The sequence below is a fragment of the Nocardioides sp. genome (assembly GCF_036374615.1).
Classification (GTDB): domain Bacteria; phylum Actinomycetota; class Actinomycetes; order Propionibacteriales; family Nocardioidaceae; genus Nocardioides.
The window spans coordinates 1-20,996 of sequence record NZ_DASUTK010000119.1 but is presented as its reverse complement, the minus strand read 5'-3'; the positions used below and the strand labels follow the sequence as shown (position 1 = coordinate 20,996).

The 20,996-nt window shown below is 68.0% G+C and carries 21 protein-coding genes; 1 reads left to right on the top strand and 20 read right to left on the bottom strand.

What is annotated here, in order from left to right; genetic code table 11:
* Positions 1-19 precede the first annotated feature (19 nt).
* The 15 genes from VFZ39_RS09730 to VFZ39_RS09660 all read right to left on the bottom strand — a co-directional run bounded on the left by VFZ39_RS09730 (position 20) and on the right by VFZ39_RS09660 (position 8,283).
* Complete coding sequence (locus tag VFZ39_RS09730; protein WP_330865544.1) at positions 20-241, bottom strand: hypothetical protein; 222 nt, start codon at positions 239-241, stop codon at positions 20-22.
* A 60-nt stretch (positions 242-301) separates the two neighbouring features.
* Positions 302-592 (bottom strand): gas vesicle protein K, encoded by a 291-nt coding sequence (locus VFZ39_RS09725; protein WP_330865543.1) that lies wholly within the window; start codon positions 590-592, stop codon positions 302-304.
* Positions 585-794, bottom strand: coding sequence for a gas vesicle protein (locus VFZ39_RS09720; RefSeq protein WP_330865542.1), 210 nt, complete (start codon positions 792-794; stop codon positions 585-587). Before VFZ39_RS09720 ends, VFZ39_RS09725 begins: the two co-directional genes overlap by 8 nt.
* Complete coding sequence (locus tag VFZ39_RS09715) at positions 791-1,549, bottom strand: GvpL/GvpF family gas vesicle protein (protein WP_330865541.1); 759 nt, start codon at positions 1,547-1,549, stop codon at positions 791-793. Before VFZ39_RS09715 ends, VFZ39_RS09720 begins: the two co-directional genes overlap by 4 nt.
* Positions 1,542-1,889: a gas vesicle protein gene (locus VFZ39_RS09710; protein ID WP_330865540.1), complete on the bottom strand. Its 348-nt coding sequence runs from the start codon at positions 1,887-1,889 to the stop codon at positions 1,542-1,544. Before VFZ39_RS09710 ends, VFZ39_RS09715 begins: the two co-directional genes overlap by 8 nt.
* Complete coding sequence (gene gvpO, locus VFZ39_RS09705) at positions 1,886-2,335, bottom strand: gas vesicle protein GvpO (RefSeq protein WP_330865539.1); 450 nt, start codon at positions 2,333-2,335, stop codon at positions 1,886-1,888. Before gvpO ends, VFZ39_RS09710 begins: the two co-directional genes overlap by 4 nt.
* The gene (locus VFZ39_RS09700; protein WP_330865538.1) at positions 2,328-2,582 is read right to left on the bottom strand and encodes a gas vesicle protein GvpG; all 255 of its coding nucleotides are present in this window, start codon (positions 2,580-2,582) and stop codon (positions 2,328-2,330) included. Before VFZ39_RS09700 ends, gvpO begins: the two co-directional genes overlap by 8 nt.
* On the bottom strand, positions 2,582-3,376 hold the full coding sequence (locus VFZ39_RS09695) for a GvpL/GvpF family gas vesicle protein (RefSeq protein WP_330865537.1): 795 nt from the start codon (positions 3,374-3,376) through the stop codon (positions 2,582-2,584). The genes VFZ39_RS09700 and VFZ39_RS09695 overlap by 1 nt, the downstream gene beginning before the upstream one ends.
* Positions 3,373-3,792 (bottom strand): gas vesicle protein GvpJ, encoded by a 420-nt coding sequence (gvpJ, locus tag VFZ39_RS09690; protein ID WP_330865536.1) that lies wholly within the window; start codon positions 3,790-3,792, stop codon positions 3,373-3,375. The genes VFZ39_RS09695 and gvpJ overlap by 4 nt, the downstream gene beginning before the upstream one ends.
* Positions 3,793-3,818: 26 nt before the next feature.
* Positions 3,819-4,985 carry an SRPBCC family protein gene (locus VFZ39_RS09685; RefSeq protein WP_330865535.1) on the bottom strand — a complete coding sequence of 389 codons (1,167 nt, stop codon included), beginning with the start codon at positions 4,983-4,985 and terminating at the stop codon, positions 3,819-3,821.
* A 33-nt stretch (positions 4,986-5,018) separates the two neighbouring features.
* The gene (locus VFZ39_RS09680) at positions 5,019-5,837 is read right to left on the bottom strand and encodes a hypothetical protein (RefSeq protein WP_330865534.1); all 819 of its coding nucleotides are present in this window, start codon (positions 5,835-5,837) and stop codon (positions 5,019-5,021) included.
* A gap of 157 nt (positions 5,838-5,994) precedes the next feature.
* Entirely contained in the window at positions 5,995-6,381 is a 387-nt protein-coding gene (locus VFZ39_RS09675) for a phage holin family protein (RefSeq protein ID WP_330865533.1), read from the bottom strand.
* A gap of 58 nt (positions 6,382-6,439) precedes the next feature.
* A complete protein-coding gene (locus VFZ39_RS09670; protein WP_330865532.1) occupies positions 6,440-7,171 on the bottom strand; it encodes a class I SAM-dependent methyltransferase in 732 nt (243 codons plus the stop codon).
* A 22-nt stretch (positions 7,172-7,193) separates the two neighbouring features.
* A complete protein-coding gene (locus VFZ39_RS09665; protein WP_330865531.1) occupies positions 7,194-7,355 on the bottom strand; it encodes a hypothetical protein in 162 nt (53 codons plus the stop codon).
* 238 nt (positions 7,356-7,593) lie between these two features.
* Complete coding sequence (locus tag VFZ39_RS09660; RefSeq protein WP_330865530.1) at positions 7,594-8,283, bottom strand: helix-turn-helix domain-containing protein; 690 nt, start codon at positions 8,281-8,283, stop codon at positions 7,594-7,596.
* Positions 8,284-8,410: 127 nt separating this feature from the next.
* Here VFZ39_RS09660 and VFZ39_RS09655 point away from each other — a divergent pair, with 127 nt between their 5' ends.
* Entirely contained in the window at positions 8,411-9,823 is a 1,413-nt protein-coding gene (locus VFZ39_RS09655) for an FAD-binding oxidoreductase (protein ID WP_330865529.1), read from the top strand.
* Positions 9,824-9,856: 33 nt separating this feature from the next.
* On the opposite strand, the gene VFZ39_RS09650 is transcribed toward VFZ39_RS09655, so the two are convergent.
* From VFZ39_RS09650 to VFZ39_RS09630, 5 genes are all read right to left on the bottom strand, one after another.
* Entirely contained in the window at positions 9,857-10,696 is an 840-nt protein-coding gene (locus VFZ39_RS09650) for a class I SAM-dependent methyltransferase (RefSeq protein WP_330865528.1), read from the bottom strand.
* Positions 10,697-10,968: 272 nt separating this feature from the next.
* A complete protein-coding gene (locus VFZ39_RS09645; RefSeq protein WP_330865527.1) occupies positions 10,969-14,106 on the bottom strand; it encodes an efflux RND transporter permease subunit in 3,138 nt (1,045 codons plus the stop codon).
* On the bottom strand, positions 14,106-14,549 hold the full coding sequence (locus tag VFZ39_RS09640; RefSeq protein ID WP_330865526.1) for a hypothetical protein: 444 nt from the start codon (positions 14,547-14,549) through the stop codon (positions 14,106-14,108). Before VFZ39_RS09640 ends, VFZ39_RS09645 begins: the two co-directional genes overlap by 1 nt.
* Positions 14,546-17,761, bottom strand: coding sequence for an efflux RND transporter permease subunit (locus VFZ39_RS09635; protein WP_330865525.1), 3,216 nt, complete (start codon positions 17,759-17,761; stop codon positions 14,546-14,548). The genes VFZ39_RS09640 and VFZ39_RS09635 overlap by 4 nt, the downstream gene beginning before the upstream one ends.
* 966 nt (positions 17,762-18,727) lie before the next feature.
* The coding region (locus tag VFZ39_RS09630; protein WP_330865524.1) for a M6 family metalloprotease domain-containing protein at positions 18,728-20,996 on the bottom strand (2,269 nt) is incomplete at its 5' end.

Below are 20,996 nucleotides of genomic sequence, written 5' to 3'. Positions count from 1 at the left end.
CAGCACCTCGACGCGGAGGTCAGGTCAGGGCGATCAGCCGGCGGATGAGGGAGTTGCTCGGGTAGGTGTCGCCCTCCACCTTCGCCATCAGCACGCTCGCGTACTCCTGGAGCTCGTCCGGCGTCACGAGGTGCTCGATCAGGTCGAGCATGGTCGACGAGGGGTAGGTGTCCTGCTCCACCTTCTCCAGCAACAGCTGCAGCAGCTGCTGGCGTACGTCGTCCTCAGGTTGCTCTGCCATGGAGTCCTCCTTGGTCCGGGGTGGTGTGCCCGGCCGCCTGGTCGGCGACCGGGTCGGTCATCAACGCCTGAGCAAGGGTCCGAGCGGGCCCAGGTCCAGGTTGAGGTCCTCTGTCGTGAGGTCGTACCGCTGCTTGAGGTCCTCCATCGCGCGTTCGAGGTGCATCAGTCCCATGCCGAGGCCCTCGATCTGCTCCTCGGTCAGGTCTCCCTCGTCGACCCTCCGCAGCGCTTGCTTCTCCATCAGCTGGCGCACCAGCTCGATGATCGTCAGCACCAGCCGGAACAGGTCCCGCTCGACGTTCTCGCGATCGGTCTCGATCCGGTGGGGCAGGCGGCGCGGCTCAGACATAGTCAGCCATCTCCGCTCGTACGGTGGTGACGAGCGCACGCAGGCTGATCTGGACCAGGTCCACGCCCGCCAGGGAGATCACGATGTCCCCAGACAGCACGACGCCCGTGCCGAGCAACCGGTCGAGCAGGTCCACGAGAGCGATCGGCTGCGTCGGCACCGGGGACGAGAAGCGCTGCTGGGCCTCCACGGCCGTCGTCATGCTGACTCCAGGGTGGCGAAGGAGTAGGGCGGCCACGGCCCGCCGCTCTCGATCCGGAGGTCGCCGTGCGTCTCCTCCACCTCACTCAGCCGCGCCGCGAAGGCCTCCTGGGCGTCGACCGCCACCAGATAGGCGCCGTTGAGGATCATCGTCCCGGTGATACCGGTGAGCTGTGGGTCCTGCGGCGCCAGGATCCGTGATGCCACGGAGACCTCGGAGAGCGCGTGGTGGATGGCCTCGGCCGCGCGGGCGCCGGTGTCCTGCCGCTCCTCCCGCTCATCGGCCTGGGCCCGCCGCCTGCGGAGGAACTCGGCGCCGCTGGTGGGCTCGGGAACGGTGACCGGGGTCGGTGCCGGCTCCGGTGCCACCGCCTTGACGCTCCACTCGACGCGCCGCTCGACCCGGTCGAGCACCTCGACGAGGGCGTCGTACAGCTCGGACAAGCGCCGGCGTACGGCGTCGTCGTCGAGGAAGATCGTCGCCAGCCGCATCGGCGCCGTCGGCGCCCGAGCTGAAACGGCGTGGACCACCTCGTGGTGGCCGCGCGCCACCTCCTCCAGCCACGAGAGCTGCTCGAGGTTCTCCTTGAGCGCGTCCTCGTCGAACTCCGCGAGCGGCACGTCGCTCACGACCGCGTCGAGGTCGCGGTAGCGGATGACCTCGACGGACGAGCCGCGCAGACCGCTGACGTCAGCCAGCTGGGCTGGTTCGGTCCCGCGTGCGACGGCGTACAGGTAGCGGGCTGCCTCAGCCACTGTCACCGCCTCCGTTGCTGGACTCCAGCTCCTCGAGACGTTGCCGCAGCTGCTTGTTCTCGTCCTCGAGCTGCTCGCGGCTGGCGTTGAGCATCGGGTCGTTGCGCCACCAGTCGATCCCCATCTCCTCGGCCTTGTCGACCGAGACGATGAGGAGCCGGATCTTGACGGTGAGCAGCTCGATGTCGAGGAGGTTCACGCGGATGTCGCCAGCGATGATGATCCCCTTGTCGAGCACCCGCTCGAGAATGTCGGCCAGGTTCGCCGGCTGCGGATGCGTCATCGAGCCCACGTTCGCGGAGTACGGACGCGTCGGGGCGACCTGACCCTGCTCGGTCATCGGCCGTCCTCTGCCTGACCGCGCACGTAGCGTCGGACCCGGCGATAGCCCTCGAGCGCGCCGGAGGAGTCCAGAGTGACCTCGTAGATCGCCAGCACGTCGGTGGTCGTGGGCACCCGCTGCAGCTCGAGCACCTCCAGCTCGACCTGCCAGCCGTCGTCGTCCCGATGCAGCCCGGTCACGCCCTCGACGTGCTTGGTCGTCAGCTCCGCCAGCTGCCGCACCGCCTCCTCGGCGATCCGAGCGCCGGAGGCGCGCCGACTCGGCTCCACGCGCGGGGCCGCGCGCTTGCTCGAGCTCTTGTCAGCGGCGTTCCTGCTGACCTTCTTGGTGGCCTTGGTCGTGGACTTCTTGGCGGCCTTCTTGGTGGTCCCCTTGCTGGTCTTCTTCGCGGCCGTCTTCTTCGACGACCCGCCCCCGGAGCGCGTGCCGCTGTCGTCAGCCATGTCGCTCCTCCCGTGCTCGTTGGTTGCTGATCATCAGTCGTTCGATGAGGTTGTCCTCCCAGGCGATCGCCTCGTCGTCGGTCAGCTCACCGGCGTCTCGCAGCCGGGCCACCTCGTCGAGCTCAGCGCGGATCCGGGCCGGGTCGTAGTACTCCTTCTCGGCCTGTTCCAACACCTGGTTGGCAACCGCGATCGTCCCTCGGAGCGGCGCGACGGGGAGACCGAGGATCCCGGTCAGCAGCCCCACTACACACCTCCGGCGAAGTCGTACGGCGCGGTCGGTCCCATGAGCCGAAGCCGCATCCGCTCGTGGTGCTCCTCGGCCAGCCTCTCGAGTCGGTTCTCGAACTGGTCCCGGCGTTGATCATGCACCAGCACGGCAGCGTCCACCACACGCTCCACACCGGAGACGGGTCGCAGGACGTGGGCGTCGGTCATCGGCAGCACCTCGTCGAGGAGCGCGGCGGCATCCATCTCCCGGCGCGCCTCGACCGCCCGCGCTACCAGCTCCCCGAGCCGCACCCGTTCGGCGTAGGCCGCCTCCTCCGGCAGGTCCTTGGTGAGGGCACGCAGCTCTGCGATCTCCGGTTCGCTCTCCACGATCTCGCTGAGGATCCGGCGCTCGTCGTAGACCGCCTGGAACATCAGCTGCGACCTGCCGGCCAAGCTCTCGAGCAGCTCGGCGAAGTAGGCCTCGTCCGGTGCGAGGAACTCCTCGACGATCCCGACCTCGTCAGGCACGACGGCTCCGAACCGGACCGGCAGGACCGGGTGGTCGCCTTGGGCCAGCGCGTCCAGCACCGAGTGGTAGGCGAGCAGGTCCACGCCCCGTCCCGGGGGGCGCTCGACCCTGATCTGGGTCGCGACCGCCGCCACCCGTCCGCACGTGAACGTCCGGACCGGCCCCTCGTCGAGGCCCGTCAGGTCCTGTGGGACGGGCGTCCCGGCGCCGACGACGCCGTAGACGAACCACCCCACCTCGGGACCTTCCGGCCCGGGACTGGAGCGATCGTCCGCGGTCACGTCGGCGGCCGAGGTCATGCGCTGGACCGCCTACGGGACGACGACTTCTTGGCCGGCCGTCGCTCGCGGTCCTCGTCCTCGTCGTCGCCTCCGGTGAGCGCCTTCTTCGCACCGCTGACCGCGCCCTTCACCTTGCGGCCGGCCCCGGACTCCTGCATGTTGCCGATGAACTCGTCGAGCGGCTTGCCGCCCCCCTGCTCGAGCAGGTCGAGACGGTTCGTGGCCTCCGCGAAGCGGAGGTAGGTGTCGACGCTCGCGATGACGATCCGCGCGTCGATGGTCAACAGTTCGATCCCCACCAACGACACCCGGATGTAGGCATCGATCACGATGCCCTTGTCGAGGATGATCTCGACGACGTCCGCGAGTCCGCTGGGTGCGGGACGCTCGAGGTAGCCGCCGCCACTTCGACGCTGAGTTGTCTGCACGGTCATGGGATTGCCTCCTGGCTCGTTGTCGCTCAGCTGGCCCGGCGCCTACGGCGCGGCTTCTCTTCGGGCTCTTCCTCGGGCTCTTCCTCGTACTCCTCGTCGTACTCGTCCTCGGGCTCGTCCTCGGTGTCCTCGGACTCCTCGTACTCGTCCTCGGGCTCTTCCTCGGCTTCGTCCTCGGGCTCGTCCTCGAACTCCTCGGCCTCGTCCTCCGGCTCCTCCTCGGGCTCCTCTTCGGCTTCGTCCTCGGGCTCGTCCTCGAACTCCTCGGCCTCGTCCTCCGGCTCCTCCTCGGCTTCGTCCTCGGACTCCTCGTACTCGTCCTCGGGCTCCTCGTCGGACTCCTCGCCCTCCTCGGACTCCTCGCCCTCCTCGGCGTACTCGTCCTCAGGCTGCTCCTCGTCCTCGGCCTGTTCCTCCTCCACGACCTCGTCGTGTGACTGGACGACCTCGCCGTCCTCGATGACGCCGCGCCATCCTTCGACTTCGTCCGGTTCAAGGATCGTACGGGTCATGACGTGACGCCGGAAGTGCCGCAGTTCGGCCCGAGCACGTCGGCCCTGGGCGCGCCAGAGGTTTCCGGTCTTCTCGAAGAACCCCTGGGGGTAGTACTCGAGCACGACCAGGATCCGAGTCAGGTTGGGGCCGAGCTCGTGGAAGGTGACGGCGCCGTCGACGTGCCCCTTCTCACCCTCCGAGCGCCACACGATGCGCTCGTCGGGGACCTGTTCGAGGACCGTGGCGGTCCAGGTGCGGTGGGACAGGAAGATCTGTGCCTTGAACTTGAGCTTCTCGTCCTCCTCGGCGTTGACGTTCTCGACCTTCTTCATGAAGCTCGGGAAGGCGCCGAACTCGGTCCACTGGTTGTAGGCGACCGACACCGGCACGCCGACGTCGATCGACTCGATGATGTTCGTGGACTTCGTGGCCTTGCCGTCCGCGGAGTTGCTGCCCCCTCCGCCACCGGTGATCTTGTCCTTCACACCGGAGGCAGCGCCCTTCAAGGCGCCGGTGATGGCGGACCCGCCCTGAGCCTTCTGCTTACCGCCTTCCGCGACGGCCTTGCCGATCGGTCCACCGTCCGCGACGTCCTGCAGCTTGTCGGTGAGTCCGCCGACCTTGCCGGAGAGCGTCGAGACCGTGCGCTCACCGAGCGCACTCAGGACGTCACGACCGGCGTCCTTCAGCTGATCCATGGGATCTGTCTTCGCCATGTCACCTCACCTCTTTCACTTGCTCGAGCTCGAGCGCGAACGCGAGGACGAGGCCTTCTTGGCCGACTTCTTCGCCGGCGCCTTCTTGGCGGTGGATTTCTTCGCCGGCGCCTTCTTGGCCGCCGACTTCGTGGCCGACTTCTTCGCCGGGGCCTTCTTGGCCACCGACTTCGTCGTCGACTTCTTGGCCGGTGCCTTCTTGGCGGCCGACTTCTTGGCCGGCGCCTTCTTGGTAGTGCGCTTGGCGGCAGCAGACGTCTTGGACGCTGCCTTCTTGGCCGACTGCTTGTCGGCCGGCGCGCGCCTGCTCCTGCTGCTCGAACGCCGACGCGGTGGCTCTTCCTCGGCCTCGGGCTCCTCGTCCTCGGACTCTTCCTCGGCCTCGGGCTCCTCGGCCTCAGCCTCGGGCTCCTCGGCCTCAGCCTCGGGCTCCTCGTCCTCAGCCTCGGGCTCCTCGTCCTCGGCCTCGCCCTCGTCGTCGTACTCGTCCTCGGGCTCCTCGTCGTACTCGTCCTCGTCCTCGTACTCGTCCTCGTCCTCGGATGAGTCACCGCGCAAGGAGCTGCTCAGGAGCTCGAGCCGGTTGGTCGCTGTCGTCAGGGCAGCGGTCTTCGCGACATCGGCGAGCTTCCCGGTGACCTGGCCCTGGAGCTTCTTGAGCTCGGGGTTCTTGTCGATGAGCTCTGATCCTTGCGCAAGTAGCGCCTGGGGATTGGTGGCGAGCTTCTTCCCCGCCAGCAGGCTTCCTACGGTGAAGGCGAGCTTGAGCTTCTTCGTCCGCCCCAGCAGGTAGCCACTCGCCACCCCCAGAGCGATCTTCGAAGTTGCAGACATGCGTCGTCGTCCCTCCCCGGCGCCTCAGGGGGAGGCGCCGTCGTACCCACTCGTTACCCACCCAGCGGGTCGGCATGCGCTGAACGCACTCGGCAGGTGGAACGCGCAGGACTCCCCGGCGGGCCTATGCGGACGCGGCGGAGCTCGCCGCCCGTCCTCAGCTCCGCCTCTCCGCGACCTTCTTCTTCACCAGGATCAAGGGCAGCAGCAGGACGCCGAGCAGCGAGACGACCCAGACGATCACGGTCGCGGCCACCCAGGTCGTCCCGCCCTGGATGCTCAGGCCGTCCGTGACCCACGTGGTGATCAACAGTCCGACGAGGGTGGCGACGAGGGCCACTCCCCCGCGGAGGGCCGGGACGTACGAAAGCGCCATCTGGGTGAAGAAGGGCTGCGCGATCGCATAGATGACCGTGAAGACGACGACCGCGACGACGAAGGCCGACGCCGTCAGGGTCACATCGTCGAGAACCTGCGCGGCCACGATCAGACCCAACGCGTTCGACAGCAGCTGGACCACGATCGCGATAAGGAACCGGATCATGTCCGCACGCTACTCCTTGCGCAGCCCCGAGCTCGACGTCCGGCGTGGTGCGCGAACCTCACCGGACCGCCCGCAGGGTGAGGTGTCCCATGACACCTGGCCAGCTCAGCCGGTAGGCGACGGCGCTCCACGCGCTGGCGAAGCCGTGCGCCCGGGCCGGCAGGTAGGGCGTGTAGAGCTCCGGGAAGTCCCACATCCGGAACTCCACCGACGTGAACCCCGCCTCCGCAAGCAGCCGGGCAAGGACGCCGATGCTGTTCATCCGGTACGCCGTCGGGTAGTGGTGATGGTCGATCGCCGCGTCCGTGCGCACCCTGTGCAGCAGCCACTCCGAGACTCCGAGACGGGTCGCGGCCCAGGTCGACATCCCGAAGTAGTGCCACTTGTTGACAGTCAGCGCGAAGAGCGCACCATCCGGACGAAGCGTGGCTGCGCAGGCCGCGGTGAACGCACGCGGCTCCGTGACATGCTCCAGCACGAACACAGAGAAGGCTGCGTCGAACTCCTCACGGTGGTACGGCGCGAACTGCTCGAGCGTGCTCTGGTGCCGCTCGTCCAGGCTCACGTTCTGGAGGACACGTGAGCTGGGGTCGACCCCCACGAGCCTGGAGGCACGGCGCCGGGTTCGCGGCAGCTGGCCCGACACGTTGCGACCCGCACCGATGTTGAGCACGGTCGAGCTCGCGGGGATGGTGGACGCGATCCACCGGTCGAACGCCCCGACCACGCGCCGTGGAGGCGGTACCACCTTGACCGTCACGGCCAGCCCGGCGCGGGTCGAGAGGCTCATCGCCGTGCTGCCCTCCGTCCGGCTAGTGGGCGCACAGTGACCGGAACCGCGTCACGATCGCAGTGAGGGTCAACAGGGCACCGAGCACGACCATGCCGGCGGCCCACGCGGTGGCGGTCTGGGCTGGCGCGAGGAGGAGTGCCGTGCCCAGGAGACTTCCGAACACGACGGTGGCAACGGCCACGTTTCGTACGCCCTGCGGTCTGAGTCGGCGACCGTCACCTGGCCAGCGTTGCTGTGTGTTCACCCGAGTGCTCCCTCAGACAGCATGAGCGCGGGTCTCCCGGCCCGGCGCTTGGTTCGTTCAGTATGGCGTCGGGTGTGGCCGTTCGCTATCCCCAGAAGTGGAGGTGACCCCTGGCCCCGCGCCCGAGTCGCCTCGAACGTCGTACACGACTTGTCCGAGGCGGCGGTCCAGGCTGTCACGGCGTGGCGGCGCCGACGGCGGGTTGGATGTGAGCGAACGTGCTGCGTCCGTTCCACGTCGGGAAGGCCCGGACGAGCCAGGTAGGCCCGTCGAGTCGGATCCGCGCGTCCCTGGTCGCCTCCGCCCAGGACAGCTGACCTGCGTGCCACTTCACGAACGCCTCGGCGTCTGCGGTGATGAAGAGGTCCTCGTCGAGGCCCACATAGGTCCTGCAGAGCTCGACCTCACCGAGCTCGAGCAGCAGCCAGTAGCGCTCGCGCGGCCGGAAGCCCGTGAAGTCGAGCCGGACGACCACGCGCCGGTCTGGCAGTCGGTCACGGCGCAGCGCGTTGCACATCGACCACAGGGCCACGAACGGATCGAGGTTCTCGGGCGCGATCTCGAGCCAACGAGCACCCCACTCGCCCAGTGCCTCGCAGACGTCGTACAGGTCCTCGCCCGAGCTGGTGAGGACGTACCGGTGACCGCGCCCGTGGGGCTTCGGCGTCGACTCGATGATTCGGAGCCGTTCGAGCTGTTTGAGTCGCTGCGCGAGCGTGGTGCGGGAGAGCCCGGGCGCCCCGTCGAGGATGTCGCCGAACGTCTCACAGCCCAGATGCAGGTTCCGGATGATCAGTGGCGTCCACGGCTGAGCGAAGATCTGCGCACCCCGGGCGATGGGGCAGTACTGGCCGTAGGTCCTCACCATCGCAGTGTCTCTCTGCACCCGGCGGCCGTGAAGTCCAGTTTCCTTACCTCGAAGTCCAGATGCATGACTTCTCCCGGCCGGCCTGCCGGTGGTGCGATGAGACGGCCGACCAGGGGGAGGAAAGATGACCACAACAGCCGCGACAACGACATCCACGGCACTCCGGATTCCCGGGTTCCGCGGTGTCCTGGTCACAACCCGGGACCGCGAGTACGACGCCGCCCGAGCGATCTGGAACGGCGCGGTCGACCGACGACCCCGCCTGATCGCCCGATGCACGGGCACGGCCGACGTGGCCGCCGTCGTGCGATTCGCCCGCGACTGCGATCTCGACCTCGCCGTACGAGGTGGTGGCCACAACGTCGCCGGCACCGCGATGTGCGAGGACGGGATCGTCATCGACCTCTCGGCGATGCGCGCCGTCTCGGTCGATCCAACCGCACGGACGGCCGTCGTCCAGGGTGGCGCGCTCTGGGGCGACGTCGACCACGAGACGCAGGCGCATGGTCTCGCCACGACGGGCGGCATCGTGGGGCACACCGGCGTCGGAGGTCTCAGCCTGGGCGGCGGGATCGGATGGCTGATGCGCAAGCACGGCCTCACCGTCGACAATCTCGTGTCCGCCGAGGTGGTCACCGCGAGCGGCGACGTCGTGAGGGCGTCGGCCACGGAGCACCCCGACCTGTTCTGGGCCCTGCGCGGCGGGGGCGGGAACTTCGGCGTCGTCACCTCGTTCCGCTTCAGGTTGCACCCGGTGGGCCCCACCGTGATGGCCGGACCGGTGTTCTGGCCGGCGGAGGACACCGCAGACGTCCTGAGCTTCTACCGTGACTTCGTCGCCGACGCACCCGACGAGCTCGGGACCGTCATCAGGCTCGGCACGGTCCCGCCGTTGCCGGCGGTCGACGAGAAGCTCCACTTCCGGCCGGCCATCGCGGTCTCCTCCTGCTTCGCAGGGTCCGTCGAGGCAGGTGAGCGGGCCCTCCGCGCGCTCCGCCGGTTCGGGAGTCCGCTCGTCGATCTGGTCGGCCCCCAGCCGTACGCCGACCACCAGAGCGGACTCGACGACACCGTTCCACACGGCTGGCACTACTACTGGAAGGCCACGAACCTGACGGGCCTGTCCGATGCAGTGGTCGACGTCGTCGCCGACCACGCCTACCGCGCCGCCTCACCGAGGTCGTACTCGGCCATCTTCCACCTAGGTGGCGCTGTTGGCCGGGTCGCACCCGATGCGACCGCCTACCCGGGACGCGACGTGGAGCACACGATCATCATCGACGCTGCCTGGCTCCCGGAGCAGGACGATGCGGTGGGAACAACTGAGACCGCGTGGGCACGGAACTTCTTCAAGGCTCTCGAGCGCCACCGCGCCGGCGTCTACGTGAACTTCCTGGACTCCGACGACGACTCGAGTCGCATCCGCGAGGCATACGGCGACGCGAACTACCGGCGACTCGTCGACGTGAAGTCGACGTACGACCCCGAGAACGTCTTCCGGAACAACAAGAACATCCAGCCTGCGAGGACGGCCTGATTGCTTCGGGCGCCGCACGAGGACACTCCCGAGCTAGCGAGGCTTGCGACCGCTGGCGAGCTTCACCGACACAGGTACGTCCAGGCCGCGGTCTGTGGCGTACGGGCGGACCCGGCGGTCGAACGCCGTCCGGATCTCGGCCTGCACCGAGTCCGGCTGCGCGAGCACCAGTGCCCGCGTGCGTACGGTGCCGCCGATGAGGCTCTCCCACAGGTGGTCATCGCTGGCGAAGCCCTGGGTGAAGCCCACCGTCTGCACCTCGACATCGACCAGGCCGGCGTCGCTGAGCAGGGCGGCGAACTCGCTGTCGTCGGCGAACCGGAAGAACGGGGGCCCGACGGGGAGGTCGGCGGGCGGCTCGGCGCCGACGTCTGCCAGAGCGTCGACGAGTACGCCGAGCAGCCGGGCGCGCTCGGGAACGTCCCAGGTGGAGAGTGCCACCCTCCCGCCGGGCCTGAGGACACGGGTGAGCTCCGCAATGACCCGCTCCGGACTTCCGACATGAAGGATGAGGAAGTTGCCCAGCACCGCGTCGAAGGAGTCTTCGGCGAACGGAAGCCGCTCAGCGTCGGCCTGACGGAACTCGATCTCCGGGCGCAGGGTGCGGGCGAGCGTCACCATCGCGGCGGCGATGTCCACGCCCACGACGTGCGCGCCGCGACCCATGGCAGCCGCGGCGACGTAGCCAGGTCCGGTCGCCACGTCCAGGACGTGCTCGTCGTGGTCGACCTCCGCCGCGTCGAGCAGCCGCTCGACCACCCTCGTCGTGAGGCCGGCGGCGAGCTGGTGGTACCCGTCAGCGCGATGCTCCCAGCCGTCTGCCTCGAACCTGTCGAACGCATCCGGGGCACGGGTCTTGTCTGGCGTGTTCATGCTCCGATGCTGGCCTCACGGCCGTGGGAGGCGCATCGGGAAGGTGCCTTATCTTCGCGACCCTTGTGGTGCGAGTGCGTGGCCTCTTAGCTGGCCGCCCTGCAGCCGCTGCCCGGCAAGGTTCGCTGCATCTCTGCCGCGCGCACTCAGTTCGGAGGGACTCGGCTGTCCGTTTCAGGTCGCTGGGCTGCCATGCTGGCGGACGCAGTTTGTTGGTTCCTGACGGCCACCGCGATCGCCGGCCTCGCTCGACTCTGCGTCCAGCGGTTCGGTCATGCGGTTTCCAACACTTTGTGCCGACGGCCGTGCCCGAACTGGTGGTAGAGAGACGGCAGCAAGAACAGGTTCAGCAGGGTCGAGGTGACCAGGCCGCCGAGGATGACGACTGCCATGGGGTGCTCGATCTCGTGTCCGGGGATGCTGCCCGCCCACGCGAGCGGCACGAGAGCCAGCGCGGTCGCAGTGGCCGTCATCATGATCGGTGCCAGCCGCTCGCTCGCCCCACGCAGTACGAGCTCGGGTCCGAACTCGTGTCCCTCCTTCTCCAGCCGCTGGAAGTGACTGATCATCAAGATCCCGTTGCGGGCCGCGATGCCGAACACGGTCAGGAAGCCGACCAGTGAGCCGAGCGACAGGATGCCACCGGTGAGCCACACCGCGAGCGCCCCTCCGACGAGTGCCGTCGGGAGCAGGATGAAGGTCAGCAGCGCCAGTCGGAAGCTGCGGAGGGCGGCATGCAGGAGGAGGAGGATGACGATGGCCGCGGCGATTCCGAACACACCGAGCCGGCTCTGTGCCGCCTTCAGCTCAGTCGACTCCCCGAGGACCGCGTAGTGGTAGCCCTGTGGCATGTCGGTGATGTCCAGACGATCGTCGACGTCGTCCATGACCGAGGCGAGGTCTCGCCCTTCGACGTTGGCGCCGACGTCGATGTAGCGGGACTGTTCCTCACGGTGGATCGAGTTCGGTGTCGGTCCCATCCTGACGTCGGCCACCTGCTCGAGCCGGACCCGACCACCGTCGGGAGTATCGATCCACATCCGTTCGACGTCGGTGACGCTGTCGCGGGCCGCGGGGATCGAGGTGACGTGCACGTCGTAGGCGCGGCCACCGGCGAAGAGGTCCCCGACTTCTTCACTGGCGATCAGGATCGAGGTCTGCCGACGGATGTCACCGGGAGTGAGCCCGTGCCTGCGCGCTTCCGCTAGGTCGGGCTCCACCTCGATGTGAGGGACGTCGGTCTCCAGCGACGCGTGCGCGTCGACGACCCCCTTGACGCCGGCGATGTCCGCGGCGATCCCGTGAGCCTGTTCCTGCAACGTCGCGAGGTCCTCCCCGTAAATGCGCACGACGATCGACTCGCTGGTCCCGGACAGGACTTCCTTGATCCGTTCGCGCAGGTAGGTCTGAACGTCACGATAGAGGCCCGGGTAGCTCTCGACGACGTCGTGGACCTCTTCCAGCGTCTCGTCGTAGTCGACTTCCGGCGACACGCTGATCCAGTTCTCCCCGAAGTCGACGCCGTACACCTCGTCCGCCAGGAAGGCCTGCCCGATGTGCGAGCCGCAGTTGCGGACCCCGGGAATCTCCTGCAGGTCCTGGCAGGCATCGACCGAGACCCTGGTCTCCTCCGTCACCGACGTACCCGGCTGGGTGAGCCAGTGCATGAGGAAGTCCCGCTCCTTGAAGCTCGGCAGCAGCTGGGTGCCCAACAACGGGTAGACGACGACCCCGACCACTGCGACCACGAGGGCTCCCGCCATCGCCGGGCCGGGCCGCCGCACAAGGGGCGCGAGAACCTTCCGGTAACCGCGCTTGAGCACTCGGAGCAGCGGCGACTCCCGGATGTGCAGCTTGCCCCGCGACAGCAGGATGAAGCACAGAGCCGGCGTGACGGTGAGTGCCACGAGCATCGAGACCAGGACCGCGAGTGCATAGGACAGCACCAGTGGCTGGAAGAACGATCCGGACAGCCCTTCCAGGAACAGCACGGGGACGATGGCCACGACGTTGATCACCGTCGCGTAGGTGATCGCCGAGCGGACCTCGACCGACGCGTCCAGGATGATCGCGTACGTCGACCGCGTGCTGCCGTCGCCCCGGGCCTGTCGCAGTCGTCTGACCACGTTCTCCACGTCGATGATGGCGTCGTCCACGACGACCCCGATGGCGACCACCAGCCCAGCGAGCACCATCACGTTGATGGTGACGCCTCTGAGATCCAGGACGAGGATGGCCGCGACGAGGGAGAGCGGGATGGCGAGCAGGCTGATGAAGGCGGTCCGCCACTCGAACAGGAACGCGATGATGATGACGATGACGAGCAGGATGCCGATCAGCATCGCCTCGGTGAGGTTGTCGATCGACTGCTCGATGAACGTGGCCGGGCGGAAGATCGTGGTGTCGACGTTGATCCCGGGGAGACCGGGCTGCAGCTTGGCCATCGCATCTTCGACACCGCGCGTCACCTCCATGGTGTTGGCGCCGCGGTACTTCTGGACGATCAGCATGATTCCGGGACCACCGTCGATCACCGCGTCCCCGAAGAGGGGACCGTGGTCGATGACGATCTCGCCGAGGTCATCGAGACGGAGCACCCGCCCGTTCCGCTCGACGACGGGCACCTTCGCCAGCTCGTCCGGATTGAAGATCGGCTGCACGTGGCGGATGTTGTAGCGCTGATCGGCAGTCTCCACCCAGCCGCCGGTGCCGATGACCGAGCCGTCGGAGTACCGCAGCAGACCTGCGTCCAAGGCATCCCCGGTCGTGCTCATGACGGTGTCCAGCGGCACGTCGTACTTCCGCAGCAGCGCCGGGTCGACCTGCACGTGCCGTTGCGGAAGTCGCTCCCCCCAGATCGCGACCTGAGCGACCCCTGGCACCCGCAGCAGCCGGGCTCGGATCTTCCAGTACGCGATCGTCGACAGGTCGATCGGATCGACCTCGTCAGAGGTCAACCCGATCTTGAGGATCCGACTGGTGGACGACAGCGGCGGCATCATGAACGGGGGGCTGGCCCAGGTGGGCAGCGTGGCGGTGATCTGTGCGACTCGCTCGGCCACGAGCTGGCGGGCCCTCAGCTCGTCTGTCCCCTTCTCGAAGATCAGCTCGATGGAGGACAACTGGGCGACCGACTTGGACCGCATCTCCTGGAGTCCCTCGATGCCGTTCAGCTGGTTCTCGATCGGGATCGTGATCAGCTCCTCGACCTCGTTCGACGAGTTGCCCAGTGCGATGGTCTGGATCTCCACCCGCGGTGGGGCGAACTCTGGGAAGACGTCGACCTTCGCGTTCGGGATGGCTGCGAACCCGAGCACCAGCATCGCGCTCGCTGCGAAGGCGACCAACCAACGGAAACGCAGGCTGGCGTTGACGATTCCTCGCATCATCCGGCCGTCGTGGTCGTACATCAGTGTCCTCCCGCGATCTCGAGCTCGGCGCCGTAGACCTCGGCCGCGCCCGTCGTCACCACAGAGGTCCCGGGACGGGGACCGCCCCGGAGCAGCACTCGATCGTCCTCGATGCGCACCACGTCGACCGCTACCCGCATGTACGTCAGCGGCTCCGGGCTGGTGTAGACCCACGACGCCCCTTGGCCGTCGTAGATCAGGGCGGCGTAGGGGACGACCGTGTTCTTCCCCCGCCGCTGCACGGATGCCGTCTGCAGGGAGACCTGCTCAGCCCCGCGCTCGTCGAAGGTCACCTTCTGCACGTCCGAGCCGTCTATCGGCTCCAGGTGCGCGGGCTGGTGGACGTGCGGCGCGGCTTCCTCCACCTCGGTGCAACCTGCGCTGGCGGCGATCGCGACGACCGCGACGACCGAGGCCGCCAGCTGGCTCGCCAGAGACCTCACGAGGGGCTCCGCGGTGTGGCAGCGCTCGGCGACCCCACCAGGTCGGCGGGCGCGTCTCCCGTCACGGCGTCTGCGGCGCGTCGTTCGCCGACCAGACAGAGGGCCGGGACCAGCAGCAGCGTCACCGGGATCACTGTGAGCAGGCCACCGAGGAGGACCTGGGCCAACGGATGCACCACCTCCAGGCCCGCCCGTGGGCCGAGGACGACGAACGGCAGGGCGAGCATCGCCAGGGCGATCGCGGTGGTGAAGACCGGCGTCAACCGCTCGCGCGCAGCCCGTCGCACCAGCTCCGAAGGTGCTTGGTCCGGGTTGTCGCGCCGCAACGACTGCAGGGTCGCCACCATGGGCAGGCAGGTCCGCGTCGCGAGGCCGAACACCGCGAGGAGGCCGATCGCCGCGCCGAGCGTCAGGTCGGCTCCTGTGATCAGCACCGCCGCCACGCCGCCGACCAGGCTGACTGGGAGCGCGGCGAGCACGAGAGCGGCCAGGCGCCAGCTCTGGAACGCAGACTGCAGCAGCAGGTAGATCGCGATCGCGACAGCGACGGCGAAGCCGATGATCCGTCCCAGTCCGATCTCCTCACCGGTCGACTCCGTCAGCACCTCGGCGTGGTACTCCAGCGGTAGCTCGCCGTCGGCGATCCGTTGCTCGAGGTCGGCTGCCACCGCCTCGACGCTTCGCCCGTCCACGACTGCCTCCACGTCGACGTAACGGGAGACGGAGTCGCGCGCGATCACGGCCGGCGTGTCGACGACGCGCACGTCGGCCACCTGCCCGAGCCGGACGTAGCCGCCGTCCGGCAATCCGATCGACAGTGAGCGGATGTCCTCGACGCTGCCGCGGGTGTCGTCGGTTCCCTGCACGATGACGTCGAAGACCTTCTGGTCCTCGAAAACGCTGCCGACCTGGATCCCCTGGAGCAGGGTCGCCTCGGCCCGGCGTACGTAACCGGGCGTCACGCCGAACTCCTGTGCCTTGTCGAGGTCGACCTCGATCTCGATGGCCTCGTGCAGTGGCGGGACGATCGTCCGCGCGTCCGTGATCCCGTCGACATCGGCCATCATCGCCTCGAATTCGGCGGCCTGGTCCCTCAGCGTGTCGAGGTTCTCGCCATAGATGCGGACGACCAGGGGCCGGTCCGTCCCGGAGAGCACCTGGACGTCGTTGCCGGAGTGTCGGTTCTCGCCACTGGTGAGAGCACCGATCTCGCGGATCCGGTTGCTGGCGTAGGTCGACACGTCGTGGTCGACGTCGCTCAGCTCCTCCGCGGCGCGCTCGATCGCGTGGAGTGTGTCGTCGTAGTCGGCGTCGCGGTCGATCTCGACCCAGACGCCGGCGGAGCTGACGTTCGTGACGCGGTCCCCGCTCAGGGCGCGCCCGATGTGTGCGCCGGCGCCCTGCACCCCGGGAATCTCCTGCAATCGCTGGCTCAGCTCGGTGCTCACGGCCGTCATCCGCTCGCGGGAGGCGCCGGGCTCACCCTCGAGCTCGATCTGCACGTTACGGTCGTGGAAGCTGGGGACGAGGGAGACGCTCAGGAACGGCAGCACGGCGACCATCAGGACGAGGGCCGCACCCGCCACGGCTATGAGGGGCAGTGGCTTGGCGGCGAGGCTCCCGGCGAGCCGCGCGATCCGGTTCGCCGCCTTCGCGGTGGGGCCACTCCTCGCCGCTGGTTTCCACCACGACATCAACAGCGACGTGAGCGCCGGTGTGACCGTCAGTGCTACCACCATGGCGGCCAGGACGGCCAACGCGTACGCGGTCACGAGCGGGCTGAAGAAGTCACCCGGGGCTCCTCCCATGACCAGGACCGGCACGAGGACCAGGAGACTGATGACCGTCGCGTACATGAGCGGTCGACGGACCTCGGTCGACGCGTCGAGGACGATCATCGACGTGACCGTGGTGTCACCGGCCCGGCGCCGTTGCCCGAGGCGGCGCAGGACGCGGTCGGTCGGAGCGATCGCCTCGTCGACGACGATCGCGACCGCTGCCGCCAGACCGGCGAGCGTGATCGCGTTGAACGTCTGTCCCATCAGGTCCAGAACAAGAGCCGCCGCGACCAACGACAACGGGATCGTCACGACCGCGATCAGAGCCCAACGCCACCGGAAGCGGAATGCCAGCAGAACCAGCAGCATGAGGGCGCCACCGATCAGGCCGGCCAGGGCGAGGTTGTCCAGAGCCTCATTCACGTAGTTCGCGGGTTTGAACGACGTGGTGTCCATGTCGAGGGTCGCCAGCCCCGGCTGCAGCTCCTCCAGCGCGTCCTCGACGGCCTCGGTGACACCGACCGTGTCGGCGCCGGGGAACTTCTCCACCACCAGCAGCAGGCCCTCGCCGCCGTTGACCACCGCGTCGCCGATCAGGGGCTGGTGGTCGATGGTCACGTTCGACACGTCCGTCAGCCGCAACCGGCCCTGCGTCCCTTCGACGGGCACCTGCCCCAGGGCGTTGGGGTCGGCGATCTTCTCGATGAGGTGACGAACCTGCAGGCGCTGCTGAGGTGACTCGATGAAGCCGCCCGTGCCTGGTGTGGACGCCTCGAGGAACGTGAGCGGGGAGACCACCTGTGCGTTGCCTGCGGTGGAGACGACCTGGCCGAGGGTGACGTCCATCGCTCGCAGCTGGTCAGGATCAACCTGGACCTGGAGCTGCTGGTCACGCATGCCCCAGATGGAGACGTTGGCCACCCCGGGGACTCCCATCAGGTGCGGGCGTATCACCCACCGCGAGATGACGGACTGCTCGATGAGAGACAGGTCGGCGGAGGACAGGCCTACCATCATCACCCGGCTCGAGGCCGACAACGGCTGCAGCAGCTCGGGAGGCTTCGATACGTGGGGCAGTGCGTGCGCCTGGGTGAGCCGTTCCTGGACCAGCTGTCGCTGCTCGTAGATGTCGCTTCCGGGCTCGAAGACGAGCACGATGGAGGACAGTCCCGGCACCGACTCCGAGCGGATGACGTCGATCCCCTCGACGCCGTTGAGCAGGTCCGCCTCCATCGGCACCGTGATCAGCTGCTCGACCTCCTCAGCGGAGAGACCCAGCGCCTCGGTCTGGATCTCCGCGTACGGTGGCGCGAACTCCGGCAGGGTGTCGACCGAGGCATCGCGGAGCTGAACGACCCCCACCGTCATCACTGCCACCGCCGCCGCCAGCACCAAGAGCCGGAACCTGAGCGCCCAACCGACGATCGAACTCATGTGAGGACCCCCCTCGCCGTGGGGGCATGCCAAGAGCATGCGCGCGAAGGGTCCCGGCTGACCGTGTGGAATCCCCCGCTAGCTGCGTTCCCCGACTCCCCCAGGAACATTTCGAGTGTGCGCTCGAGAGTCCGGCTTGTCGACACACGCTTTGGTAACTGACGAGCCACAGCAGCTTGGGCGTCGACAACTCCCTACCGTCCGGCTCAGGCAGCGGGCTCGTACGAGGCCTTACCGCGCCAAAGGGCGGCCGGCTCAGCAAGGCTCCTGAGCTCTCCACGCTGCCTCATTCCCACACCATTCGCCGATCGTGATCGAACATGTGCTCGATGCCACCGAACGGGCTGCGAGTAGGAGACTGAGGGTTATGCGGCAGGCGTTCGCCAACTTCTTCGACGCCGATCGAGCTAGCCTCAACCGGGCTCGCGGAGCGCTTCGGGAAGCGGGCTTCGACGTTCACGATGCTCACACAGGCGGCCCGGGGCTGGCGGTTCGTGTTCGTAGCGACACCTCGGACACCGAGGACGCCTGGGCGATCGTCCTCCGCTACGCGCCCCAGGCGACGCGCGGACTCCAGACTTCCCCGAGTACGCACATCGTGAACTACCGCGAGCGTCACTGAGGAGCGGCTGACCCATCCGATTGGCCTTGTTGGGAGCGACTGCACAGCAACGATTCGGGCGGCCGCCCGTGCGCGACCATCCCATCTCTTCGCGAACTGGGTGCCGCGAAATTCGCGAACACCCCGTGGTGGTGGTGGGATGATCGCGAATTACAAACCGGCAGGTCAGACCACCGCCCACAAAGACGCACGAACCTGCCGAGCCGGACATGCGCCGTGGATAGCCCGGGCTCGGAGCGCGAACCAATCACGGGGTTCGCTCCAGCGGCGGTGACACGGCGTCAATGCGCTGTGCGTCGTGGACTGGGGAGTGGCACCGCGTAGGCCCCTGCGGGGGTGTTGGTTTACGGGTAACCCGGCCGGATCACGACCAGCGCCTTTGAGTTGTGCTTGAAGGCGCGGATCCACTTCACCTTGACGCCGAGCGAGAGGTCCGCGTCGGTGCCCGGGTCGCCGCCGTCGACGGCCGGGCGGCCGTCGGCCGGGTTGCCGGTGCCGGTGACGAGCCCCGGCACGATCTCGAGCCCGAACAGGTCGGGGATGAGTTGACCGCTCCCGTTCACGATCTTCGTCGAGTAGGGCTCGTTACCCAGCGACGGGATCACCGTCGAGGCGTCGACGTCGCGGAAGAAAAGCGGGTTCTCCTCGTCGAGGTCGGGGCGCCACTCCAGGCCGGGGTACCAACCCTTCGCGTCGGTGAACGTTCGGACGTGGTTCCGCTTCCCGAAGTTGTTGCACGCCACGGCGTACGGGTCCGTATCGCTCGACGGGAAGCAGTACCGGAACGGATACCTGCTCACCGGACCGAACGCGACGTCGTTCGCCTGGGCTCGCGAGTCCAGGTTGTCCAGCAGACTCGGGTTCGCTTCCGCCGCCGCGCCGCTCAGGCGGGCAGGGTCGAAGTGCGAGTCGACGAGCAGCAGCTGGCCCTTGGCCCCGATGCTGGGCGGGTCGAACAGGTGGTTGTTGACGTCGTTGAACGAGTACGCCGTATCCCGCTGCCACACCAGCATGCCGGGCGCGTTGTACCGCAGGCGGTTGACGTTCCACTCACCGTCGACGAAGAAGTTCGTCGTGTACGGCGTCCGTAGACCCTCGTCGAACCCGACGTTGTTGCGCCACTCCACCAGGTAGTACTGCTCGTACTCGGCCGTTCCCGAGGACTGTGCCCAGCCGGCACCGGTGGTGTCGGTCCAGGTCTCGACGGTCGGGGTCCAGCCGTTGGCACCAGTCTCGACGTCATCGGTCCACACCTCGGTGCCATCGGCCGTGACCGAGAAGTCGTCGGCGAACCAGCCCCGCTCCACGAACGCGGCGTCGGTGGCGTAGCGCAGCCGCAGCTGAACCGTCGATCCGGCGTATGGCGTCAGATCGACGTAGTCGTGCCGGTAGCCGCCGCTGTCGCCCGTGAGGCCGTTCTCGAGCCCGCCGAAGTAGGCCTCGAGGTTGCCGTTCGGGTCTTCGTCGGTGGAGACGATCTCGCCGGTCTCGTCGAACACCTCGAGCTGGGTCCAGGTGGTGCCATCGTCGGTGGACACCTCGACGAACCCGTAGTCCCAGAGCTCCTCGATCGTGTAGGAGTTCCACATCCAGAACCGCACGTCACCGCCGGCCGGGACGTCGACCGAGCGGGTCAGCCGAACGTCGGCGTCGTCCTGATCCTTGCCCGTCCACCAGGCCAGCGCGCCACTGTGCGGCTCGCCGAACGTGGCCGACTTGTCGGGCAGCTCGACCTTGACCGCAGCGTCGGTGTGCCGCGGCACGCGCGCCGCCTGCCCGAGGAGAACGGCACGCCTCTTGCTGCCGTACTCAAGCACGCGCGGGTTGATCCAGCCGAGGACGTACTTGCTCCACGCACCCATGTGGGTCGGGATCGACTGGAACACCGGACCCGAGTGCGAGCCGGTGCTCATCAGGTCCCACCAGCCCACGTCGGTGTCGGTCGGGCCGATTGAGTCGTACAGGTCCGGTAGACCCAGGTCGTGTCCGTACTCGTGGGAGAGCACGCCCACGCCGGCGTCCTCGGGCTGGGTGGTGTAGTTGAACACCCTGACACCCGTGCCGGGGACCTCGAAACCGCCGGTCGTCGGGTCCACCACCTGGCTGGACGACCACTCGGCGTAGGACTCTTGCTCGCCGCCGTCGTCGGCCTGGTCGGCGCCCGCGTGGATCAACACGACGTGGTCGAGCGCGCCGTCTGGCTCGAACAGGTCGCCGTCACCGTCGGCGTCGCCCTGGTCCTCGACGTCGTAGTCGGAGAACGGGAAGTCCGGGTCGGCGTCGTGCAGCGCCTGGATGGCGTCGATGGCCATCTGGCCGGTGCCGCGGGAGTTGTCCGGGTGCCCGATGTCGCTGGCCGGGCCCGCCTCGCAGGAGTCGGCGGAGTACCACGCCTCGGAGTGCGGCAGCATCAGCCACGGCGTCACGGTGCCGGTGACGAGGTACTTGCCCTTCGACATCTCGAGGTAGTGGTTGCGCATCGTGTAGCCGCGCAGGTCGTAGCCGCGTCCACCGTTGAGGTCGGTACGGACGCGCTTGGTAAGGCCCTGCTTGGTGTAGATGATCTTGTTGTAGTGGCTCGGGGTGAAGTCGGGCACCCAGAAGGTGTTGTTG

What these genes read in the sequence shown, in the direction of transcription:
- VFZ39_RS09655 (WP_330865529.1), top strand. Translation starts at nt 8,411, where the DNA reads ATGACCACAACAGCCGCGACAACGACATCCACGGCACTCCGGATTCCC.
- gvpJ (WP_330865536.1), bottom strand. Translation starts at nt 3,792, where the DNA reads ATGACCGTGCAGACAACTCAGCGTCGAAGTGGCGGCGGCTACCTCGAG.
- VFZ39_RS09695 (WP_330865537.1), bottom strand. Translation starts at nt 3,376, where the DNA reads ATGACCTCGGCCGCCGACGTGACCGCGGACGATCGCTCCAGTCCCGGG.
- VFZ39_RS09720 (WP_330865542.1), bottom strand. Translation starts at nt 794, where the DNA reads ATGACGACGGCCGTGGAGGCCCAGCAGCGCTTCTCGTCCCCGGTGCCG.
- VFZ39_RS09670 (WP_330865532.1), bottom strand. Translation starts at nt 7,171, where the DNA reads ATGAGCCTCTCGACCCGCGCCGGGCTGGCCGTGACGGTCAAGGTGGTA.
- VFZ39_RS09635 (WP_330865525.1), bottom strand. Translation starts at nt 17,761, where the DNA reads ATGAGTTCGATCGTCGGTTGGGCGCTCAGGTTCCGGCTCTTGGTGCTG.
- VFZ39_RS09650 (WP_330865528.1), bottom strand. Translation starts at nt 10,696, where the DNA reads ATGAACACGCCAGACAAGACCCGTGCCCCGGATGCGTTCGACAGGTTC.
- gvpO (WP_330865539.1), bottom strand. Translation starts at nt 2,335, where the DNA reads ATGGCTGACGACAGCGGCACGCGCTCCGGGGGCGGGTCGTCGAAGAAG.
- VFZ39_RS09710 (WP_330865540.1), bottom strand. Translation starts at nt 1,889, where the DNA reads ATGACCGAGCAGGGTCAGGTCGCCCCGACGCGTCCGTACTCCGCGAAC.
- VFZ39_RS09685 (WP_330865535.1), bottom strand. Translation starts at nt 4,985, where the DNA reads ATGGATCAGCTGAAGGACGCCGGTCGTGACGTCCTGAGTGCGCTCGGT.
- VFZ39_RS09725 (WP_330865543.1), bottom strand. Translation starts at nt 592, where the DNA reads ATGTCTGAGCCGCGCCGCCTGCCCCACCGGATCGAGACCGATCGCGAG.
- VFZ39_RS09645 (WP_330865527.1), bottom strand. Translation starts at nt 14,106, where the DNA reads ATGTACGACCACGACGGCCGGATGATGCGAGGAATCGTCAACGCCAGC.
- VFZ39_RS09730 (WP_330865544.1), bottom strand. Translation starts at nt 241, where the DNA reads ATGGCAGAGCAACCTGAGGACGACGTACGCCAGCAGCTGCTGCAGCTG.
- VFZ39_RS09675 (WP_330865533.1), bottom strand. Translation starts at nt 6,381, where the DNA reads ATGATCCGGTTCCTTATCGCGATCGTGGTCCAGCTGCTGTCGAACGCG.
- VFZ39_RS09680 (WP_330865534.1), bottom strand. Translation starts at nt 5,837, where the DNA reads ATGTCTGCAACTTCGAAGATCGCTCTGGGGGTGGCGAGTGGCTACCTG.